The organism is Salinivibrio sp. HTSP, assembly GCF_003390965.1.
GTDB lineage: Bacteria > Pseudomonadota > Gammaproteobacteria > Enterobacterales > Vibrionaceae > Salinivibrio > Salinivibrio kushneri.
Genome location: NZ_PXUD01000001.1, coordinates 1 through 18,492, shown reverse-complemented (window position 1 = coordinate 18,492; position 18,492 = coordinate 1). Strand labels below are relative to the sequence as shown.

General features: G+C 50.5%; 16 protein-coding genes. 11 read left to right on the top strand and 5 right to left on the bottom strand.

Annotated elements, in window-relative coordinates:
* Window positions 1–11: 11 nt before the first annotated feature.
* From C7A19_RS00085 to dinG, 3 genes are read right to left on the bottom strand one after another with little or no spacing between them, the layout of a single operon-like run.
* Window positions 12–563: a primosomal replication protein gene (locus tag C7A19_RS00085; protein WP_235607543.1), complete on the bottom strand. Its 552-nt coding sequence runs from the start codon at window positions 561–563 to the stop codon at window positions 12–14.
* A 24-nt stretch (window positions 564–587) separates the two neighbouring features.
* Window positions 588–1,358, bottom strand: a complete 771-nt coding sequence (locus C7A19_RS00080) for a TSUP family transporter (protein ID WP_102505634.1) — start codon at window positions 1,356–1,358, stop codon at window positions 588–590.
* A gap of 17 nt (window positions 1,359–1,375) precedes the next feature.
* Entirely contained in the window at window positions 1,376–3,448 is a 2,073-nt protein-coding gene (gene dinG / locus C7A19_RS00075; RefSeq protein ID WP_116643846.1) for an ATP-dependent DNA helicase DinG, read from the bottom strand.
* A gap of 538 nt (window positions 3,449–3,986) precedes the next feature.
* Between dinG and C7A19_RS00070 the strand changes: the two genes are divergently transcribed.
* Together C7A19_RS00070 and C7A19_RS00065 are read left to right on the top strand one after the other, a co-directional pair.
* Window positions 3,987–4,970 carry a porin gene (locus C7A19_RS00070; RefSeq protein ID WP_069361385.1) on the top strand — a complete coding sequence of 328 codons (984 nt, stop codon included), beginning with the start codon at window positions 3,987–3,989 and terminating at the stop codon, window positions 4,968–4,970.
* 88 nt (window positions 4,971–5,058) lie between these two features.
* Window positions 5,059–5,706, top strand: coding sequence for a DUF2057 domain-containing protein (locus tag C7A19_RS00065; RefSeq protein WP_116643833.1), 648 nt, complete (start codon window positions 5,059–5,061; stop codon window positions 5,704–5,706).
* A gap of 133 nt (window positions 5,707–5,839) precedes the next feature.
* Here the strand turns inward: C7A19_RS00065 and C7A19_RS00060 are convergent, their stop codons facing one another.
* Window positions 5,840–6,223 carry a hypothetical protein gene (locus C7A19_RS00060; RefSeq protein WP_069361387.1) on the bottom strand — a complete coding sequence of 128 codons (384 nt, stop codon included), beginning with the start codon at window positions 6,221–6,223 and terminating at the stop codon, window positions 5,840–5,842.
* Between the two features lie 423 nt (window positions 6,224–6,646).
* Between C7A19_RS00060 and C7A19_RS00050 the strand changes: the two genes are divergently transcribed.
* The 9 genes from C7A19_RS00050 (at window position 6,647) to C7A19_RS00010 (ending at window position 16,571) form a co-directional block, all read left to right on the top strand.
* The gene (locus C7A19_RS00050; RefSeq protein ID WP_116643832.1) at window positions 6,647–7,054 is read left to right on the top strand and encodes a YbaN family protein; all 408 of its coding nucleotides are present in this window, start codon (window positions 6,647–6,649) and stop codon (window positions 7,052–7,054) included.
* Between the two features lie 37 nt (window positions 7,055–7,091).
* On the top strand, window positions 7,092–7,637 hold the full coding sequence (gene apt, locus C7A19_RS00045; protein ID WP_116643845.1) for an adenine phosphoribosyltransferase: 546 nt from the start codon (window positions 7,092–7,094) through the stop codon (window positions 7,635–7,637).
* A gap of 57 nt (window positions 7,638–7,694) precedes the next feature.
* Window positions 7,695–9,974 (top strand): DNA polymerase III subunit gamma/tau, encoded by a 2,280-nt coding sequence (gene dnaX, locus C7A19_RS00040; RefSeq protein ID WP_116643831.1) that lies wholly within the window; start codon window positions 7,695–7,697, stop codon window positions 9,972–9,974.
* Window positions 9,975–9,998: 24 nt separating this feature from the next.
* Entirely contained in the window at window positions 9,999–10,328 is a 330-nt protein-coding gene (locus tag C7A19_RS00035) for a YbaB/EbfC family nucleoid-associated protein (protein WP_021022483.1), read from the top strand.
* A 3-nt stretch (window positions 10,329–10,331) separates the two neighbouring features.
* Window positions 10,332–10,940 (top strand): recombination mediator RecR, encoded by a 609-nt coding sequence (gene recR / locus C7A19_RS00030; RefSeq protein WP_069361390.1) that lies wholly within the window; start codon window positions 10,332–10,334, stop codon window positions 10,938–10,940.
* A 357-nt stretch (window positions 10,941–11,297) separates the two neighbouring features.
* Window positions 11,298–13,193, top strand: coding sequence for a molecular chaperone HtpG (htpG, locus tag C7A19_RS00025; protein ID WP_116643830.1), 1,896 nt, complete (start codon window positions 11,298–11,300; stop codon window positions 13,191–13,193).
* A gap of 157 nt (window positions 13,194–13,350) precedes the next feature.
* On the top strand, window positions 13,351–13,995 hold the full coding sequence (gene adk, locus C7A19_RS00020; protein ID WP_069361392.1) for an adenylate kinase: 645 nt from the start codon (window positions 13,351–13,353) through the stop codon (window positions 13,993–13,995).
* A 210-nt stretch (window positions 13,996–14,205) separates the two neighbouring features.
* Window positions 14,206–15,180 carry a ferrochelatase gene (gene hemH / locus C7A19_RS00015; protein ID WP_116643829.1) on the top strand — a complete coding sequence of 325 codons (975 nt, stop codon included), beginning with the start codon at window positions 14,206–14,208 and terminating at the stop codon, window positions 15,178–15,180.
* A gap of 89 nt (window positions 15,181–15,269) precedes the next feature.
* Window positions 15,270–16,571 (top strand): inosine/guanosine kinase, encoded by a 1,302-nt coding sequence (locus C7A19_RS00010; RefSeq protein WP_069361394.1) that lies wholly within the window; start codon window positions 15,270–15,272, stop codon window positions 16,569–16,571.
* Between the two features lie 71 nt (window positions 16,572–16,642).
* On the opposite strand, the gene asnB is transcribed toward C7A19_RS00010, so the two are convergent.
* On the bottom strand, window positions 16,643–18,310 hold the full coding sequence (asnB, locus tag C7A19_RS00005) for an asparagine synthase B (RefSeq protein ID WP_069361395.1): 1,668 nt from the start codon (window positions 18,308–18,310) through the stop codon (window positions 16,643–16,645).
* Window positions 18,311–18,492: the final 182 nt, after the last annotated feature.

Genomic DNA, 18,492 nt, shown 5'->3' with positions numbered 1-18,492 from the left:
CGCTCCTTACGTTATCGCTTTTCCCGGTAAGTAATGGTGGTTTCAATACGCTCTCTGGCTTTGGTGCATCGTGCCAGACGCTGCTCGAGCGCGAGAACCTGTTTTTGGTATTGTTGTCGCACAGCCGGACTGGAAGCCATCTCAACACTGGCGTTGGCATCACGGAGTTTGTCGGCGAGACGCCTTTCCCAGTCTTGGTGTTTGGCCAAGTCTTGATAAAGTTCACCGATTGACTGTCGCCGTGGCCCACGCCGCGCTTGTTCTTGCTTACGTAAAGGTTGGGTGGCAAGCTCACGTTGCAGTGCAGTGATTTGTGCCAACAAGGTTTCGCAAATATGGGTGGCACGCGCATCCGTTAGCACGCCTTGTTGATGGTCGCGGCGCATCACCGCCAATAAGCCTTGCGCTTCATTAACACAAGGCGTTAACAGCTTGCCTTTGCAGTGAAAAAGTGGCGTGGCAAATAAAGGGGCTTTGGCTTCGCCGCGACGCCGATCGACCTCTGCCGCTTGAACAGCGAGTTGGTCTAAATGTTGAGCCATGGCATCGATTTGCGCTTTCATGGTGTTGTTCTCTTTTATTGAGGGCTAAAACCACGCATCAACGGCAAGTTTGCCCGCTAGAATAACCACCGCAGTGATAAAAATGGGGCGAATAAAACGGCTACCAAAGCGGATTGCTGAGTGAGCGCCAATAAAAGCCCCTAGCATTAAGCAGGCTCCCATGGTTAAGCCCAGTGCCCAGCTCACATGGCCTAATAGTGCGAACGCCACCAGTGAGGTGAAGTTGCTGGTAAAGTTCATCGCTTTGGCCAACCCAGAGGATAGCAATATATTCATCCGATAGAGCGACATGGTGGAAACCGTCCAAAACGCGCCGGTTCCCGGGCCGGCCACCCCGTCATAAAAGCCTAGTGATAACCCCTGACTCCATTGTTTTATCGGCAACTTTGGACAAGGTGCGGGTAGCTGGTTGTTATCGCCCTTTGGGTGCGGGTGCCAAATGGTATACACCGCGGCCACCAATACCACGATTGGTATGGCTTTTTCGAGCCACTCGGTGCTTAACACGTCCACCAGCAGGGTGCCGGCCGTGGCGCCAATTAAAGTGCCCCAAAAAGCATGTTGCCAAAACGAGGGAGAAAATAGGCGCTTTTTATAATAAGTGAAGGCAGCGGTGCTTGAAGCAAAGGTCGCGGCTAGCTTATTGGTGCCTAACGCAACATGCGGCGGCAGGCCTAGCGATAACAGGGCAGGCACCGTGAGCATACCGCCGCCGCCAGCCACCGCATCAATAAATCCAGCGACAAACGCAGTCAGCCCCAGAATAACTAAAGTAGAGAGGTCAATCAGTTCCAGCATGTTAACTCATCAGTTTAAGATTCGATCACGCGCTTAAAGGGCGGCAGCGAGTCGAGTAAAGATTGGCCATATCTGCGGGTGATAATGCGCCGGTCAAGGAGCACTACTTTACCAGAGTCCTCTTCTTTGCGCAGTAGTCGCCCCACGGATTGCACCAGCTTTTTACTGGCTTCTGGCACGGCAATTTGTAAAAACGGATTGCCACCACAGCGCTCGATATATTCAGCGTGTGCTTCTTCAACCGGCGACGTCGGCACGGCAAAGGGGATTTTAGTAATAATAAGGTTGGTCAATAAGTTACCCGGTAAATCTAAACCTTCGGAAAAGCTGCCGGTGCCAAAAATGATGCTGGTTTTATCATTATTAACGGCTTGTTGATGCGCTTTGAGTAACGCAGTACGCGACTGGTTTCCTTGGCAAAGCAGCTGCCAGCCCCGTTGCTTACAGGTACGTTCAATCGCTTGTGTCACTTGCTTCATCTGCCAATAGGAGGCAAAGAGCACCAAAGAGGCACGTTCGCCTTCTAGGTGCTCAAGTATTTTATCGTTTAATGCCTCTGTAAAGGCACTGGCTTGCGGCTCACAAGGCATCGTCGGGATCACCAAGCGCGCTTTATTGGCGTAATCAAAGGGTGAGGGTAAGGCTAAATAACGCGAGCCGTCGGTTTCGCTCAAACCAACCTGACGGCAGAAATAGCTAAACCGATTTAGAGCACGCAAAGTAGCGGAAAAAAGGCCCACTCCAGCGGCGCGAGACCAGAGCATTTGATCTAGGCGCCAACCGACTTCTAAGGGAGAGACATGCACCCAAAGATCGCCTTCGCGCTCACGGCAGGCTTGCACCCAACGTGCCAAGGGGGCGCCTTTCTCCGAGTTAGGTTGAGCCATCAAGGTCCATACTTTTTCCAGGTTCTCTAACCGTTGCAGGAAAAACGCGGTTTCCGCGAGTGCCGGATCAGCCAGTTTTGCCGAAATGTCATTTTCTTTCAGACGCTCATTGATCAAATCATGAATTTTTCCCAATGCTTGATGGGCTTTTTTGCTCGCCGTTTTAAGCTGCTCACTGGGTGCAATCAGGGCTTCGGGCAGTTCACCGTCGGCAAAGCGATAACAACCGTCGTCGTTGAGCGACAGTTGGCTGAGCATGTTTTTTGCTTCGCGCAACCCTGGGATCAGGGTTTGAATCGCGTCTAGCAAGCTGTCCACAAACCGATGTGCACGCTTGATATCCGCGGTGTTCCCCAACTTAGTCGTCGCTTGATTGAGCTTTTCCAGCCAACCGACCACGCCGAGCAAACTCGCACTGGCGGCCGAAAAGTCTCGTGCCACCGTGGGCAAGTGGTGAGCCTCATCAATCATATACAGGCATTGTTCTGGCTCGGGTAAGATAACGCCGCCGCCGAGCTCTAAATCGGCCAGCAGTAGGCTATGATTCACCACCACCACATCCGCTTTATCCATCGCTTCACGTGCTTTAGCAAACGGGCAACCACGGTGGGCGGGCAAACCGGCATGACAAGTGTGCTTATCAGAGGCGATGGCTTGCCAAAGATGATCAGCAATGGGCTTTGGCCAGCTGTCTCTGTCACCATCCCACTTGCCCCGACTCAGCGCTTCGTAAAGATCATTCAGCAACAATTGTTCGCTGCGCTTGGGTTTTTGGGTAAATAGCGCGCCTTGAATGCTTTCCGTATCCGCCACCGCGCTCAGTTTATGTGCACAGCAATAGCGTTGGCGCCCCTTGGCCAAAATAAAATCAAACGGCTTGGGGCAAATGCGATGAAAAAACGGGATATCTTTATTGGCAAGCTGTTCTTGCAACGCCACCGTCGCGGTGGAAATGACCACTTTTTTATTGTTGTTGAGTGCAAATGGGATCGCCCCCATCAGATAGGCCATCGACTTGCCGACCCCAGTGCCTGCTTCTGCCACCAATAATCGGCGTTTAGGCTCGTAATCACCGGCCAGAGTTTTCGCCAGCTCTGCCACCAAATAGTTCTGGGCTTTACGGGGAATAAAGTGAGGAAGTTGATCTTGTAGCGTTTGGTAGCACGCGCGAATGTCTGATTTTACGGCAGGGCTGAGCATCAACAGGTCCGAGTTGCAAAGGTTGGCGGTCAGTATAACACGAGGCAAAAACGTGAAAACGATCGCGAACTGCAAGATTTCCTTACAGATATGAGATCCTGGTCACGAATTTAATTTGAACCATTCTTCGCTATCTTGCTGATCTGCCGTTTGATTAACAAAACGCCTGATTTAAGCGACTGATTAGTTTTTTATTCTGAAAGATGATTTTTTTATTGGTGTTTTTGGTGGTTTATATTGCCTTTGTTTGTTGTTTATTTTCATCAAAAGGCGAATTATGAGTCAGATAAACTGTGATCTCAGTTCATAAAACATTGCTATGTTTTTGTTTTTAAGTGGTTTTTGTCTAGGTTGTAATGCGCTTCCGGCGAGTTGACAGAACCACAAATGTTCTGCACGATTAGCCACGAAGTTTCAGTGAACTGGCATTTTGTGCTTCGCAGCGTTTTTGCTGCCGGTAATAGAGTGACAGTCACCATAAAACAGAGTTCCAAGAAGGAACTCATAATGACTAAATAGAAAAGGCAGTGGATTAACCATGAAAAAGACTATTTTAGCAATGGCAGTGCCAGCTCTGCTGGCTGCTGGCTCAGCATCAGCAAGCATCAACCTGTATGACGCAGAAGGCGTTAAAGTCGATTTGTCTGGTGCAGCTGAAGTTCAGTACATGCAAGAAATTGGTAATGACAAAGACGGTATGTGGCGCCTAGACGATGGCGATATCGCTGTTAACACCGAAGTCGCAATCTCGCCAAAAATGAGTGCGCTAGCGGGTATGTCGTTTGAGTTTGAAGACGAGTCTACTGATGCTGGTTCAAATAGTGGCGTAGAAAACAAAGAGCTGTTCGTTGGTTTTAAAGGTGACACTTTCGGCCAAGTTACTTTCGGTCGTCAATATCTCCTAAGTGATGATATTGGTATCACCAAAGATTATGAGCTTTCAATTTCATCTTTTGACGGCACTGAAGCAACTCACGGTGCGCAAGTGGCTAAGTACGTCTACGACAACGGCACAGTGTATGGCGGTATTTCTACGCGTCAAGACAGCGATGGCAATGATGATGGAAGCGCAGAACTGTCTATCATCGATGCGCGTTTAGGCTACCGTGTAGCTGACTTCGATATGCGTGGCTATTACTACAAAGCTGATGACGTTGGTGCAGATAAACCAGCTTCAAGCACAGATGTAACAGCGTATCAGTTTGAAGTTGAGTATGCAGGTATTGAAAATGTAGGCTTGGCAGCTTCTTATGGTAATGGCGAAGCTGAAAGAGTTGTAGGTGGTGCGGAAGTCGCTGATACTGATTATTTCTCTTTGGCTGCTGATTACACCATGGGCAATACTACCTTCGCTGCAGGCTGGGACCGCCAAGATCCAAAAGAGGGTGATAATGTCAACGGTTATTACGCTAACGTGACATATGCTCTGCACAGCAACGCTAAAGTATACGCAGAAATCGGCGATACTAACGCAGACAATTCAGACCTAGGCTACGTAGCAGGTATGGAAGTTAAGTTCTAATTGAGTTTACACCATCCTTGCTAAATGTAGCATTGGTTACAAAAGCCGCCTTAGGGCGGCTTTTTTCGTCTTACCGTTTGGAGTGACAATGAAAAAGTTAACAAAGGTCGCGTGGGTACTGGGTGCACTGATGGCATCGAGCGCCATCCATGCAGCGGAAATTACCTCCGCCCCTCATATTGAATTTTTGGTGGTGGATGGCAGCAAAGTCAGTTTTGAAAACTGGGCGCCGCAGCAGACGATTGAGCTAGATAACGGTACCCACCAATTAGTGATGCGCTTTGACGGCGAAGTGAAACGCGGCAGTAAAGAGGTGATCTTTACCTCCCGCCCGTATCTGTTTGAGCTTGAGGTCGATGGCCGCAATGCCACCATCAATATTGACTCGAAATTGCGGGTAAAAAGCCAAGCGACCAGCTATTTTGACGGCAACCCGCAATGGCAAGCCGAGTTCGATAACGGTGACGTGATGCCGTTGGATGCCGTCGAGTTAAAAGGTGATGGCTTTGCTGCCTATGCCGATATGGAAGCGCTGGTAGCGGAGTATAACCGTGAGAATGGGATCATTATCGACCAAGGTGAAAGCAAAAACCTTAACGACGTATTAGTCGAGGTCGACGATCAAGGTCAAGCTTCAATTAAGGGTGATGCACTCTCTCAGTTGAAGCTTTGGTATACCAAAGCCAGTGACCAAGAGCGTAAGTCGTTCCGTCGTTGGATTATTGACCAAGATTAAGCGCCTAGTGTGATGGATGGCCACTAGTTCCACGCGCTTGACAGCTTTAAACAGTCAATAAAAAACGCGCCCAGCTGATGCTGGGCGCGTTCCGTTTAAGCCACGATGAGACAAGCGAAAGTCAGCCTCGCGATCACACGGTTTTACGTTCTCCCGCTGTGGCTTGGCGAGTGGCTGGATCGTGATGATAATAATTGGACGCACGGCACTGCGGGCAGCGCTGCTCGGCAGCGTCTTTCATTAAATCATCCAGTGGAATGTCACTTTCACAATCGGCACACAAGCCATAAATCTCCAAATCCATGGCACATAAAGCCGCATCGACTTTTTCTAAACGTTCACCGAGACATCGGATGGCGCCAGGTACCCCTTGGCTTTCTTTAATCAGATCCGAAATGGTGAGGTTTTCGCAATGCTTGTCCCAGTCTTCACGCAATCGCGTGGTTAGTGTTGCTACTAGCTCAGTGCGTTCGCGGTTAAGTTCACGCCCCAGCTGAGCAAGGGTTGTTGTATCCATGGTCAGTTCGCTTGATTGGCTAAAATGACGTTTATCATGACGCAGTCACACAAGTTGTTACCCTGATGTAAATCAAGGATTCAGTTAAAACCTTACAAATCGTCCGTTTTTAGCGCTGTTAACCTGAGCTATAGTAGCCGCTCACTGTTGTTATGCTGTTGTGAGTGAAGTAACAAAATGGAACACGATTTTAAAGAGCCTTATAACGTTAAGTACTTCATCGGCTTTCTGCTGGTATTACTGATCCCGACCTTACCTGCCAGTCTCACCTGGCTTGGCATTATTTTTGGCGGCTAATCACCGCCTTGTTCACTTACCGCACCGTATTCCTTATTCGCCATCCTGTACCTCCATTGTCTCTGCCACTACACTTAGCGTGAGTGAACAAGCGCAACCATCGTGAATCGAGAGGTAGTAGAGACTATGCAGCAAGCACCGACAGCCGCATGGCGTTGGTTATGGAACGGATTAGGGTGGTTATGGGTCGCGTTGGGTGCGACAGGCGCCTTTTTGCCGGTACTCCCGACCACGCCGTTTTTGCTGCTCGCCAGTGGTTGCTTTATGCGAGGCTCTCCTCGTATCGCTAACTGGCTCCATGCCCACCCCACGTTTGGACCGATATTGACCGATTGGTACCAAAAGCGCGCGATTAGTCGCAAAGTAAAACGACGCGCGACCGTCATGATTGTGGCAAGTTTCAGTTTCTCCATTTATATCGTCGGGGCGATGTGGCTGAAAGCGTTACTGATTACCTGCCTAATTGTGCTCTTGTGCTGGTTTCTCCGCCTACCTGAAACGGAATCTGTTGCTGGTTCGGCCGAAAATTCATAACATGGCGGTTTGCGTTTTTTATCGGCGAGAATTGGCCATGAGCACCGACAGCTTGAATGTCATCAAACAAAGTATTCAAACCATCCCAGATTACCCCAAACCTGGCATCTTATTTCGAGATGTCACCAGCTTAATGGAAGACCCTGCTGCCTACCAAGCGACAATTGACGCCTTGGTGGCACAATATCGCGATCATGGATTTACCAAGGTGATTGGTACCGAGTCACGTGGTTTTTTATTCGGTGCGCCTCTGGCGCTTGCGCTAGGGCTCCCGTTTGTGCCGGTTCGTAAACCTGGCAAATTGCCACGCGCGGTGATCAGCGAAAACTACCAGCTGGAATACGGTGAAGATACCCTGGAAATCCATCGTGATGCGATTGATGAGGGGGATAAAGTGCTGGTGATTGATGATCTACTGGCGACAGGCGGCACTATAGAAGCCACCGTGAAGTTGGTGCGCCGTTTAGGTGGCACCGTAGAACACGCTGGCTTTGTGATAAGCTTGCCGGAGATCGGCGGGGAAGAAAAACTGGCCGCGCTTGGGATCAACGTTTATAGCTTGTGCGAATTTGCCGGTCATTAATGACAGGCTATGTGCAGGGTCTCGCGTTAGCCATAAGCATACAGGAAGCGAATTGACATGAGCTACCAAGTTCTCGCACGTAAGTGGCGACCCCATAATTTTGAGTCTGTTGCTGGTCAAAGTCATGTGCTCACGGCCTTGGCCAATGCGTTGGATCATGACCGCTTGCATCACGCATACTTGTTTAGTGGTACTCGCGGTGTGGGTAAAACCACTATTGCGCGTATTTTTGCCAAAGGGCTTAATTGTGAGCAGGGCGTGTCGTCATCGCCATGTGGACAGTGCGCAACCTGCCGTGAGGTCGACGAGGGCCGGTACGTTGACTTGCTGGAGATTGATGCCGCTTCTCGTACCAAGATAGAGGACACGCGAGAGCTGCTCGATAACGTCCAGTACAAGCCTGCACGTGGCCGTTATAAGGTGTACCTGATTGATGAGGTACACATGCTGTCGCGCCACAGCTTTAATGCATTGTTAAAAACGTTAGAAGAGCCGCCCGAATACGTGAAGTTTTTGCTGGCGACCACGGATCCACAAAAGCTACCGGTCACCATTTTATCGCGTTGCTTGCAGTTTCATTTAAAGCATTTTGACGCCAGTCAGATCCAAACACAGCTAGAGCATATTCTTGGTCAAGAAGGTGTCGAGGCAGAGTCACGTGCTTTAATGCTATTGTCACGGGCGGCGGAAGGCAGTATGCGCGACGCCTTGAGCTTGACTGATCAGGCGATTGCGCTGGGAAATGGCCAAATTAGCACCCAAGCAGTGGCAGAGATGCTAGGGACACTGAGTACCGATAACGCACTCTTACTCCTTGAAGCCTTGGCGAAACATGATGCGGTCGAGTTGATGAACATGCTGACGCAGATTGCGCACGTCGAGGTGGAATGGGATGGCTTACTCAAAGAGTTAGCCAGTCAGCTTCACCATGTGGCGCTGGCCCAAGCACTGCCTCAGACGCATGATGATGACAGTGGTGAGCAAGCACGGATCCACGCCTTGGCCTCGCGACTTGCGCCACAAGATGTGCAGCTGTGTTACCAAATGGCACTGCAAGGACGGCAAGACCTGCCTTACGCCCCTGATGGGCGGGCGGGATTAGAAATGGTCTTGCTGCGTATGTTGGCGTTTCAGCCGGTCAAAACCGTGCCGTATGAACCGGCTACCATATCGGTGCCGACACATGATCCCGCTTCTGTGTCACAGCAGCCGACAAAAAAAGATCCTTCGCAAGCGCTGAATGCATTAAAAGCGCAGGTCTCATCGGCCAGTGTGGCGTCGCCAAACCAAGCGCCACCAAGCCATGCGCCTCAGGAGCATGAGGCACAACAGAGCCGAACCATGGGCGATACTCCGGTGCGCAATGACCGAGATACGCCGGAAAGCCCCCAAAACGCCAATGCTCCCCACGCGCCAGCGCCTCAGCAGCCGATGGCAAAGACTGGCACGGAGGAGCCCAGCATAGATGCGTCCGGCAGTGAGGCACGTGACGCGAGTGTCGTCGAGCAAAGCCAACCGGTGGTTGATGACTCGGTGTCGGATGCAGCGCCAGCGCCCGCGAGTGAGCCATCTGCCTCTTCGCCTGCCTCTAGCCTTATCCAGGCGCGTAATCAGCTGCGTAGTCGTATGAAACGTCAAGCTGATAAAACGGGAGATGGGGTAAAAAAGACGGGACGGACACCGGCCAAGACTGATGCGTTATCTGTGCTCGATCGCGTAGCGACGGCGGCAGAGAGTGCATCGCCTGTGTCCGCCCCGGCGCATCAAACGGGCAATTCGACGTCAGCCCCCCAGCAGACATCGCATGGAAATACGATGTCGTCAGAGCCTTATCAATGGCGTCCTACTCAGCCTGTGTCACAATCGCCTGAGGTCGTACCAACCCTGACCCCTAAGTCGATAAAACAGGCGTTAGAGCATGAAAAAACGCCTGCCATGCGTGACAAACTGGTGGAGGAAACCAATGCGCAAGATCCTTGGTGTGCACTGGCAGACAGCTTGGACGTAGAGCGATTGGTCAAGCAAATGGCACTCAACGCGGCCATGTGCCAGCAAGGTGAGCAGGTACAGCTTATCTTACGCCCGGATCAATCGCACTTGAATACCGAAAAAGCCCAGCAGCAATTAACTCAGGCCTTGACGACGGCATTGGGTGCCCCCATAACCTTAGAGGTACAGCTCGGGGAATCGGGAATCACACCGTTAGAGCGGCGAGAGCAGCTCTATCAACAAAAATTAGCGCAGGCGACACACAGCCTGCATAATGATCCGAATGTCACTTTTATGCTTCAACGCTTTGCGGCGGAGTTAGAGGAAGACAGCATTCGACCAATTTAAGACACCTAACCAAGAGAGAGAATTATGTTTGGTAAAGGCGGCATGGGTAACATGATGAAGCAGGCGCAGCAAATGCAAGAGCGCATGCAGAAAGTACAAGAAGAAATTGCCAGCATGGAAGTGACAGGCGAAGCGGGCGCAGGCATGGTGAAAGTCACCATGACAGGCAGCCACAGCATCCGTCGTGTCGACATCGACGATAGCTTGATGGAAGATGATAAAGACATGCTGGAAGACTTGATCGCGGCCGCATTCAACGATGCTGCCCGTCGTGTTGAGGAGCAGCAAAAAGAGAAAATGGCGGACGTGACAGGCGGTATGCAGTTACCACCAGGCATGAAAATGCCATTTTAATCTATGCGCACCAGCCAGTTACTTGAACAACTGATGGACTCGCTGCGTTGTTTGCCCGGGGTGGGCCCTAAATCAGCGCAGCGGATGGCCTACCACCTATTGCAACGAAATCGCCAAGGTGGACTGGCTCTCGCGCAAGCACTGAGCACGGCAATGACAGACATTGGCCACTGCAGCCAATGTCGAACTTTTACCGAGCAAGACGTGTGTGCGATTTGTGATAACCCGAAACGCCAAGAAACCGGGTTGATCTGTGTGGTTGAAAGCCCGGCAGACATTTCGGCCGTCGAGGCGACTGGGCAGTACGCTGGGCGGTATTTTGTCTTGATGGGGCATCTGTCCCCCCTTGATGGCATTGGTCCGGCAGACATTGGCCTTGATGTGCTAGAAAAGCGTTTGCAGCACGAACCGATTCAAGAGCTTATTTTGGCGACCAATCCAACAGTGGAAGGCGAGGCCACCGCGCAATACATCGCTGAGCTTTGCCAAGAACATCAAGTGGGTGCCAGCCGAATCGCACATGGCGTGCCCATGGGCGGCGAGCTTGAACTGGTCGACGGTACGACACTGTCTCATTCGATTATCGGTCGCCAGCAGTTGAAATATCGCTAGAAGCGCCTGCCGTGCCCAAGAGACCGCACCTACCGGTTGTGACATTGTCTTCCTCCGCGAGGGGCCGAAAGACAATGTGGCAACACCAACCGTCAAAGCAGCGATGTCAATCACGCTACTGACTTGCAAAGCCTAGCCTCTGGTTAGGCTTTTCTTTTTCTATGGTTTATAGCCCCATCCTGTGTGATATACCTCGAGTGTCGGCAACTTAACACTAACTGGCTTATATTTGACCACTTAGGCCTTGAAAGCGTGGTACCGGATCCCTATATCCAAGGAGACTGAGTAACGAATTCATTGAAACGTGGGCATCGAGTCCACGTCGCCATTAATCCTCATAGTGTTAGGTAGATTGACATGAGCGTGAAAACCCCAGAAAAACATCAGTTTGGTTCTGATACTTCCAAATTGCTGCAGTTGATGATCCACTCTCTCTACTCAAACAAAGAGATTTTCCTGCGAGAGCTGGTGTCAAACGCGTCAGATGCTGCTGATAAGCTGCGCTTTAAAGCATTATCCGCGCCTGAGCTTTACGAAAATGACGGTGACCTGCGCGTTCGCCTTTCCTTTGATAGTGATGCCGGTACGTTAACTGTCTCAGACAATGGTATTGGTATGAGCCGTGATGACGTCATCGCTAACCTCGGTACCATTGCCAAATCTGGCACAGAAGAGTTTCTTAAAGAGCTTAACGAAGATCAAAGCAAAGACTCGAACCTGATTGGCCAATTCGGGGTCGGTTTTTACTCTGCCTTTATTGTGGCTGACAAGGTAACCGTGTGCACTCGCGCGGCGGGTCTTGCGGCCGACGAGGCAGTGCAGTGGGAGTCAACCGGTGAAGGTGAGTATACCCTAGAGCCTATCAGCAAAGCAGAGCGTGGCACTGAAATTACGCTGCATCTTAAAGACGACGAGAAAGAATTCCTCAATGATTGGCGCCTCCGTGAGGTGATCGGTAAATACTCCGACCATATCGGTATTCCGGTAGAAATGTGGACGCAAGAGAAAGACGAGGAAGGTAACGAGACGGGCGAAGGTAAGTGGGAGCAAGTCAACAAAGCGCAAGCGCTTTGGACCCGCGCTAAGTCAGATATCTCGGCAGACGAATACAAAGAGTTCTATAAGCATGTGTCCCATGACTTCGCCGAACCGCTGACCTGGAGCCACAACCGCGTTGAAGGTAAAAACGACTACACCAGCTTGTTGTATATCCCGTCAAAAGCCCCATGGGATCTTTACAACCGCGAGCACAAACATGGACTGAAACTCTATGTACAACGCGTCTTTATCATGGATGATGCGTCACAGTTCATGCCAAGCTACTTGCGCTTTGTCCGTGGTTTGATTGACTCTAACGATCTGCCACTTAACGTCTCGCGTGAAATTCTGCAAGACAACAAGATCACGCAGTCACTGCGTGGTGCATGTACCAAGCGTGTGTTGTCGATGCTAGAAAAACTGGCTAAAAACGATGCGGAGAAGTATCAGACGTTTTGGCGTGAATTTGGCTTGGTGATGAAAGAAGGGCCGGCGGAAGATTTCAGCAATAAAGAAAAAATTGCTGGCTTGCTGCGCTTTGCCTCAACGCATGAAGACAGCGCTGAGCAGACCGTCTCCTTGGCCGACTACGTGTCGCGCATGAAAGAAGAGCAAGACAAGATCTACTATATCACCGCGGATAGCTACAATGCGGCCAAGCACAGCCCGCACTTGGAGCAGTTTAAAGCCAAAGGCATCGAAGTTATCTTGATGTATGACCGCATCGATGAGTGGTTGATGAGCTACCTGACCGAGTTTGATGGTAAGTCGTTCCAGGCAATCACCAAGGCAGACCTCGATCTGAGCCAATTCGATGATGAAGAGGCAAAAGCAGAGCGTGAAGAAACCGAAAAAGCCTTTGCGTCTGTGATTGAGCGAGTAAAATCGCACCTAGGTGAGCGTGTTAAAGATGTGCGTACCACCTTTAAGCTCTCTGGCACACCGGCGGTGGTAGTGACCGATCAGTTTGAGATGGGCACGCAAATGGCGAAGCTTCTTGAGGCGGCTGGTCAGCAAGCGCCTGATGTGAAGTACATCTTTGAACTGAACCCAGAGCACGATCTGGTTAAGCGCATGGCGGATGAGAGCGATGAGCAAAAATTCGGTACCTGGGTAGAAATGCTGCTGGGTCAAGCGATGCTGGCAGAGAAAGGCAGCATGGACGATCCGTCAGACTTCTTGGCCTCGGTCAACCAGCTTCTGACTAAGGTATAATCGACAGGCGATTGTCGAGACCACATACTGAATGACTATCGAACAAGCCCGGCCGGATTGCCGGGCTTGATAGCGTTTAGTTAAGCGTGTATGTTTCGTGTCTTTGCGAATATAGACGCAGTTTAACGAAACCTAAATAATCATAAAGGGGATCACTATGCGCATCATTCTGTTGGGTGCACCGGGCGCGGGTAAAGGGACGCAAGCGCAGTTCATCATGGAAAAATACGGGATTCCGCAGATTTCTACGGGTGACATGCTGCGCGCCGCGATTAAAGCGGGCACTGAGCTTGGTTTAAAAGCCAAAGCGGTTATTGATGCTGGCGAATTGGTGTCTGATGACATCATTCTTGGATTGGTTAAAGAGCGTATCTCGCAAGATGATTGTGCCAACGGCTTCTTGCTAGATGGGTTCCCACGCACCATTCCTCAAGCTGATGGACTGAAAGAGATCGGTGTTGCGATCGATTACGTACTCGAATTCGACGTTCCGGATGACGTAATTGTTGAGCGTATGAGTGGTCGCCGTGCTCACCTTGCTTCAGGCCGTACTTATCACGTTGTTTACAACCCACCGAAAGTGGAAGGAAAAGACGACGTGACTGGCGAGGAGCTAGTGGTACGTGATGACGATAAAGAAGAGACAGTGCGCGCACGGTTGAATGTGTATCATAACCAAACCGCACCTCTGATTGCTTACTACAAAAAAGAAGCGGATGCTGGCAACACTCAGTTTGTGACCTTCGATGGTACACAAGCCGTGGAGCAGGTGAGCGTAGAGATCCAAAAGGTACTCGGCTAAACCCGGCTCAAGGTGTCGCGCGTTTACGTGCTAACACAGGTTGTCATCGGTATAGCTAATAGTAGAAACCGGAGCTGACGATTAGTCGCTCCGGTTTTTTTGTGGCAAGCTACGCGTCATTCTCCAAACAATTTAATCAGATACGTTAAATTGGAAAGGTACAACAAAAATACTAGGCTCGTGGCCGAGCCAAAGCCAAGGACAACAAACATGACCGAAAAGCATAACCAAGTTGGCGTACTTCTGGTCAACCTGGGAACCCCAGATGCGCCTACTTCTTCTTCTGTAAAGCGCTTTTTATCTGAATTTCTGCATGATCATCGGGTGGTCGATTTAACGCGTTGGTTGTGGTGCCCACTGCTGCATGGTGTGATTCTGCCGGTACGCTCTCCCAAGGTGGCGAAGCTCTATCAAAGTGTTTGGATGGATGAGGGCTCACCGCTGATGGTATACGCCACACGCCAGCGTGATGCCTTAGCCAACAAGTCGGGATTACCCGTTGCCCTAGGCATGACCTATGGTTCCCCGTCGATTACGGATGGTATAGAGAAACTGCAGCAACAAGGCTGCGAAAAGGTCATGGTTTTGCCCTTGTATCCGCAATACTCTGCGACCACCACCGCCGCGGTATTTGATAAAGTTGCCAAATCCCTCAAAGGACGCCCCTTGCTGCCTGAGCTTCGCTTTGTGCATCACTATCACGATCATCCAGCGTATCAATCCGCATTGGCAGACTCCGTGCAGCGACACTGGGATAAGCATGGCAAGGGCGATCTCTTACTGTGTTCATACCATGGGATCCCGCAACGCTTTGCCGATAACGGCGATCCGTACCCGCAACACTGTGAACAAACCACAGCATTGTTGCAGGCGGAACTCGGGCTCCCCGATCAGGCGATCATGATGAGCTACCAATCGCGTTTTGGGCGTGAAGAATGGCTTAAGCCTTACACGGATAAAACCTTGGAAGCGCTGCCCGCGAAAGGGATTAAAACCCTGGATATCATGACGCCAGCCTTTTCCTCTGACTGCTTGGAAACCTTGGAAGAAATTGCCGGTGAGTGTCGGGATATCTTTTTAGAAGCGGGTGGCGAAGCCTTCCGTTTTATCCCATGCTTAAACGATGATGAGGCGCATATTGAGTTAATGGCGACGCTGGTGGCAGAGCATACCCAAGGGTGGTAGACAGATAAAATTCGTTTCTCCAACGCTATGCAGGCGCAAATTCTGTGGTAGAATTCGCGCCTCCCTTCCATTAGCTAGTTACACGAACCATGAAATTTCCAGGACAACGTAAGTCTAAACACTACTTTCCGGTTCATGCCCGGGATCCTTTGCTTAACCCTGCCAGTGAGCGTGGCTTTAAACGCCCCCATGTGATTGGCATTGACCAAACCTTGGTGGATATAGAAGCAAAAGTGAGTGATGACTTCCTGGAGCGCTATGGTTTGAGCAAAGGCCACTCGTTAGTGATTGACGATGAACGGGCTGAAGCCTTGTATCAAGAGCTCAAAGACAACAATTTGGTGACGCATGAATTTGCGGGCGGCACCATTGGTAATACCTTACATAACTATTCCGCCTTGGCTGATGATCAATCCATTCTGCTTGGCGTGATGAGTCAGGATATTCGCATTGGTAGCTACTCTTATCGCTATTTATGCAATACATCCAGCCGCATGGATCTCAACTATCTGCAACCTGTCCAAGGCCCGATTGGCCGTTGTTACGCGCTGATTGGCGATTGCGGTGAGCGTACCTTTGCTATCAACGAAGGCTTGATGAACCAGCTGCGTCCTGAATCGATTCCGGAACATATCTTTGAGCACGCGTCAGCCTTGGTTTTGACAGCGTATTTGGTTCGCTGCAAAGACGGTGATCCGATGCCGGATGCGACCATGCGTGCCATCGAATATGCCAAAAAGCATAACGTGCCTGTAGTGATGACGCTGGGCACCAAGTATGTGATTGAACAAAATCCACAATGGTGGCGTGATTTTCTGGCTGAACACGTCAGTGTGGTGGCGATGAACGAAGATGAGGGCGAAGCGCTCACGGGTGAAAGTGATCCTCTGCTCGCGGCCGACGCCGCCTTACAATGGGTGGATATGGTGCTTTGCACCGCCGGCCCGATTGGCCTCTACATGGCGGGTTATAGTGAAGATAAAGCCAAACGCGAAACCTCACTGCCTTTATTACCTGGCGCTATTCCCGAATTCAATATGTATGAGTTTAGCCGTCCAATGATCAAAGCCGATTGCGAAAATCCGATCAAAATTTATTCGCACATTGCCCCATACATGGGCGGGCCGGAACGGATCAAAAACACCAATGGTGCGGGTGACGGTGCGCTGTCTGCCTTGCTGCACGATATGTCAGCGAATCGTTACCACCGTGATAACGTGCCCAATTCGAGCAAACATCAGTACCCATTTTTGACTTACTCTTCGTTTTCTCAGGTGTGCAAATACGCTAACCGTGTTAGCTATGAGGTGCTGGCGCAGCACTCTCCGCGCTTGTCACGTGGCTTGCCGGAGCGCGAAGATAGCTTGGAAGAGGCTTACTGGGAACGTTAATCGCATTGCCCTAAACGATAAAAAACCGCCAATTGCTGTTGGCGGTTTTTTATTATTGGTCGTGAGGGGGCTTATTGATACGCTTTTTCGTGTACGTTGCGGACCGCACGACCTGATGGATCAGCTTGGTTTTTGAACGATTCATCCCATTCAATCGCTTTGGCACTGGAGCAGGCGATCGACGGGCCACCAGGAACACACTTCGCGGCATCTTCCAGAGGGAAGAGTTCGGCGAAAATCTCACGATACATATACGCTTCTTTGGTGGTCGGCGTATTGTATGGGAAACGGAACGCGGCGGTTGCTAACTGTTGATCGCTGACTTTTTCATCGGCGATGGCTTTTAAGGTGTCAATCCAGCCGTAACCGACGCCATCGCTAAACTGCTCTTTTTGACGCCATGCCACTGACTCTGGTAACAGATCCCCGAAGCACTCACGAATAATGTGTTTTTCCATTTTGCCGTCACCGCACATTTTATCGTCTGGCTTGATTTGCATCGCCACTTCCAAAAACTCTTTATCCAAGAAGGGCACACGCGCTTCAACGCCCCAGGCGGCCATCGATTTGTTTGCGCGGGCGCAATCAAACATGTTGAGCGCAAGCAGCTTGCGAACGGTTTCCTCGTGGAATTCTTGAGCGTTGGGCGCTTTGTGGAAATATAAGTAGCCGCCAAACACCTCATCGGCGCCTTCTCCTGAGAGCACCATTTTGATCCCCATCGCACGGATTTTACGTGACATCAGATACATAGGCGTTGATGCTCGGATAGTGGTTACATCATAGGTCTCGATGTGATACACCACGTCGCGGATGGCATCCAAGCCTTCTTGAATGCTGTAGGTAAACTCGTGGTGAACGGTGCCAAGGTGATCAGCGACCTCTTTGGCGGCCTTCAAATCCGGCGCCCCTTCTAGGCCGATAGCAAACGAGTGCAAACGTGGCCACCATGCTTGGCTTTGGTCGTCATCCTCGATGCGGTTGGCGGCATACTGCTTGGTCACTGCGGAAATCACCGATGAGTCCAACCCGCCGGACAGCAATACACCATAAGGCACATCCGTCATCAATTGGCGATGAACTGCTTTCTCTAGGGCTTCTTTGAGTGCCGCCTTATCCGTGGTGCTGTTTTTTACGCCATCGTATTCCATCCATGCGCGTTTGTAATAGCGGACCGGCTCACCTTGTTTACTCCATAAAAAGTGACCCGGAGGGAACTCACTAATGGTTTTACAAATAGGGGCTAGCGCCTTCATCTCAGACGCGACGTAATAGTTGCCGTGCTCATCGTGGCCATGATAAAGCGGGATAATGCCAATATGATCACGACCAATTAAATATGCATCTTGCTCCTCATCATACAAAATAAAGGCAAAGATACCGTTGAGGTAATCGAGTAACTCTGGGCCTTTCTCTTGATATAGGGCGAGAATAATTTCGCAGTCAGACTCGGTTTGAAACGGGTAGTCGGGGGCAAACTCAGCGCGGAGCTCTTTGTGATTGTAGATCTCACCGTTGACTGCGAGGGCTTGAGTTTGGTTTTGGTTATAAAGTGGCTGTGCCCCACTGTTAAGATCGACAATCGCAAGGCGCTCATGAACGAGAATCGCTTTTTCAGACGAATAAATCCCTGACCAGTCTGGGCCACGGTGACGCATGGTCTTCGACATTTTTAACGCGACTTCCCGCAATTGTTGCGAGTCGGTTTTGATGTCAAGCGCTCCAAAAATTGAACACATAATCTTCCTCTCTGTTTATGTTATGCGGTGTTTGTCGCCGTGTTATGCCCCCGATAAAGGGCGACTGGCGGCGACTTGTTAACCACACTTTGCCCTGTGGCAGAGAAAGACACAAGTAGATAAAACAAATTCGTTATCTAAACTTGCTTTATAGTGAATGAAATTTAATAAAAGATAAATAT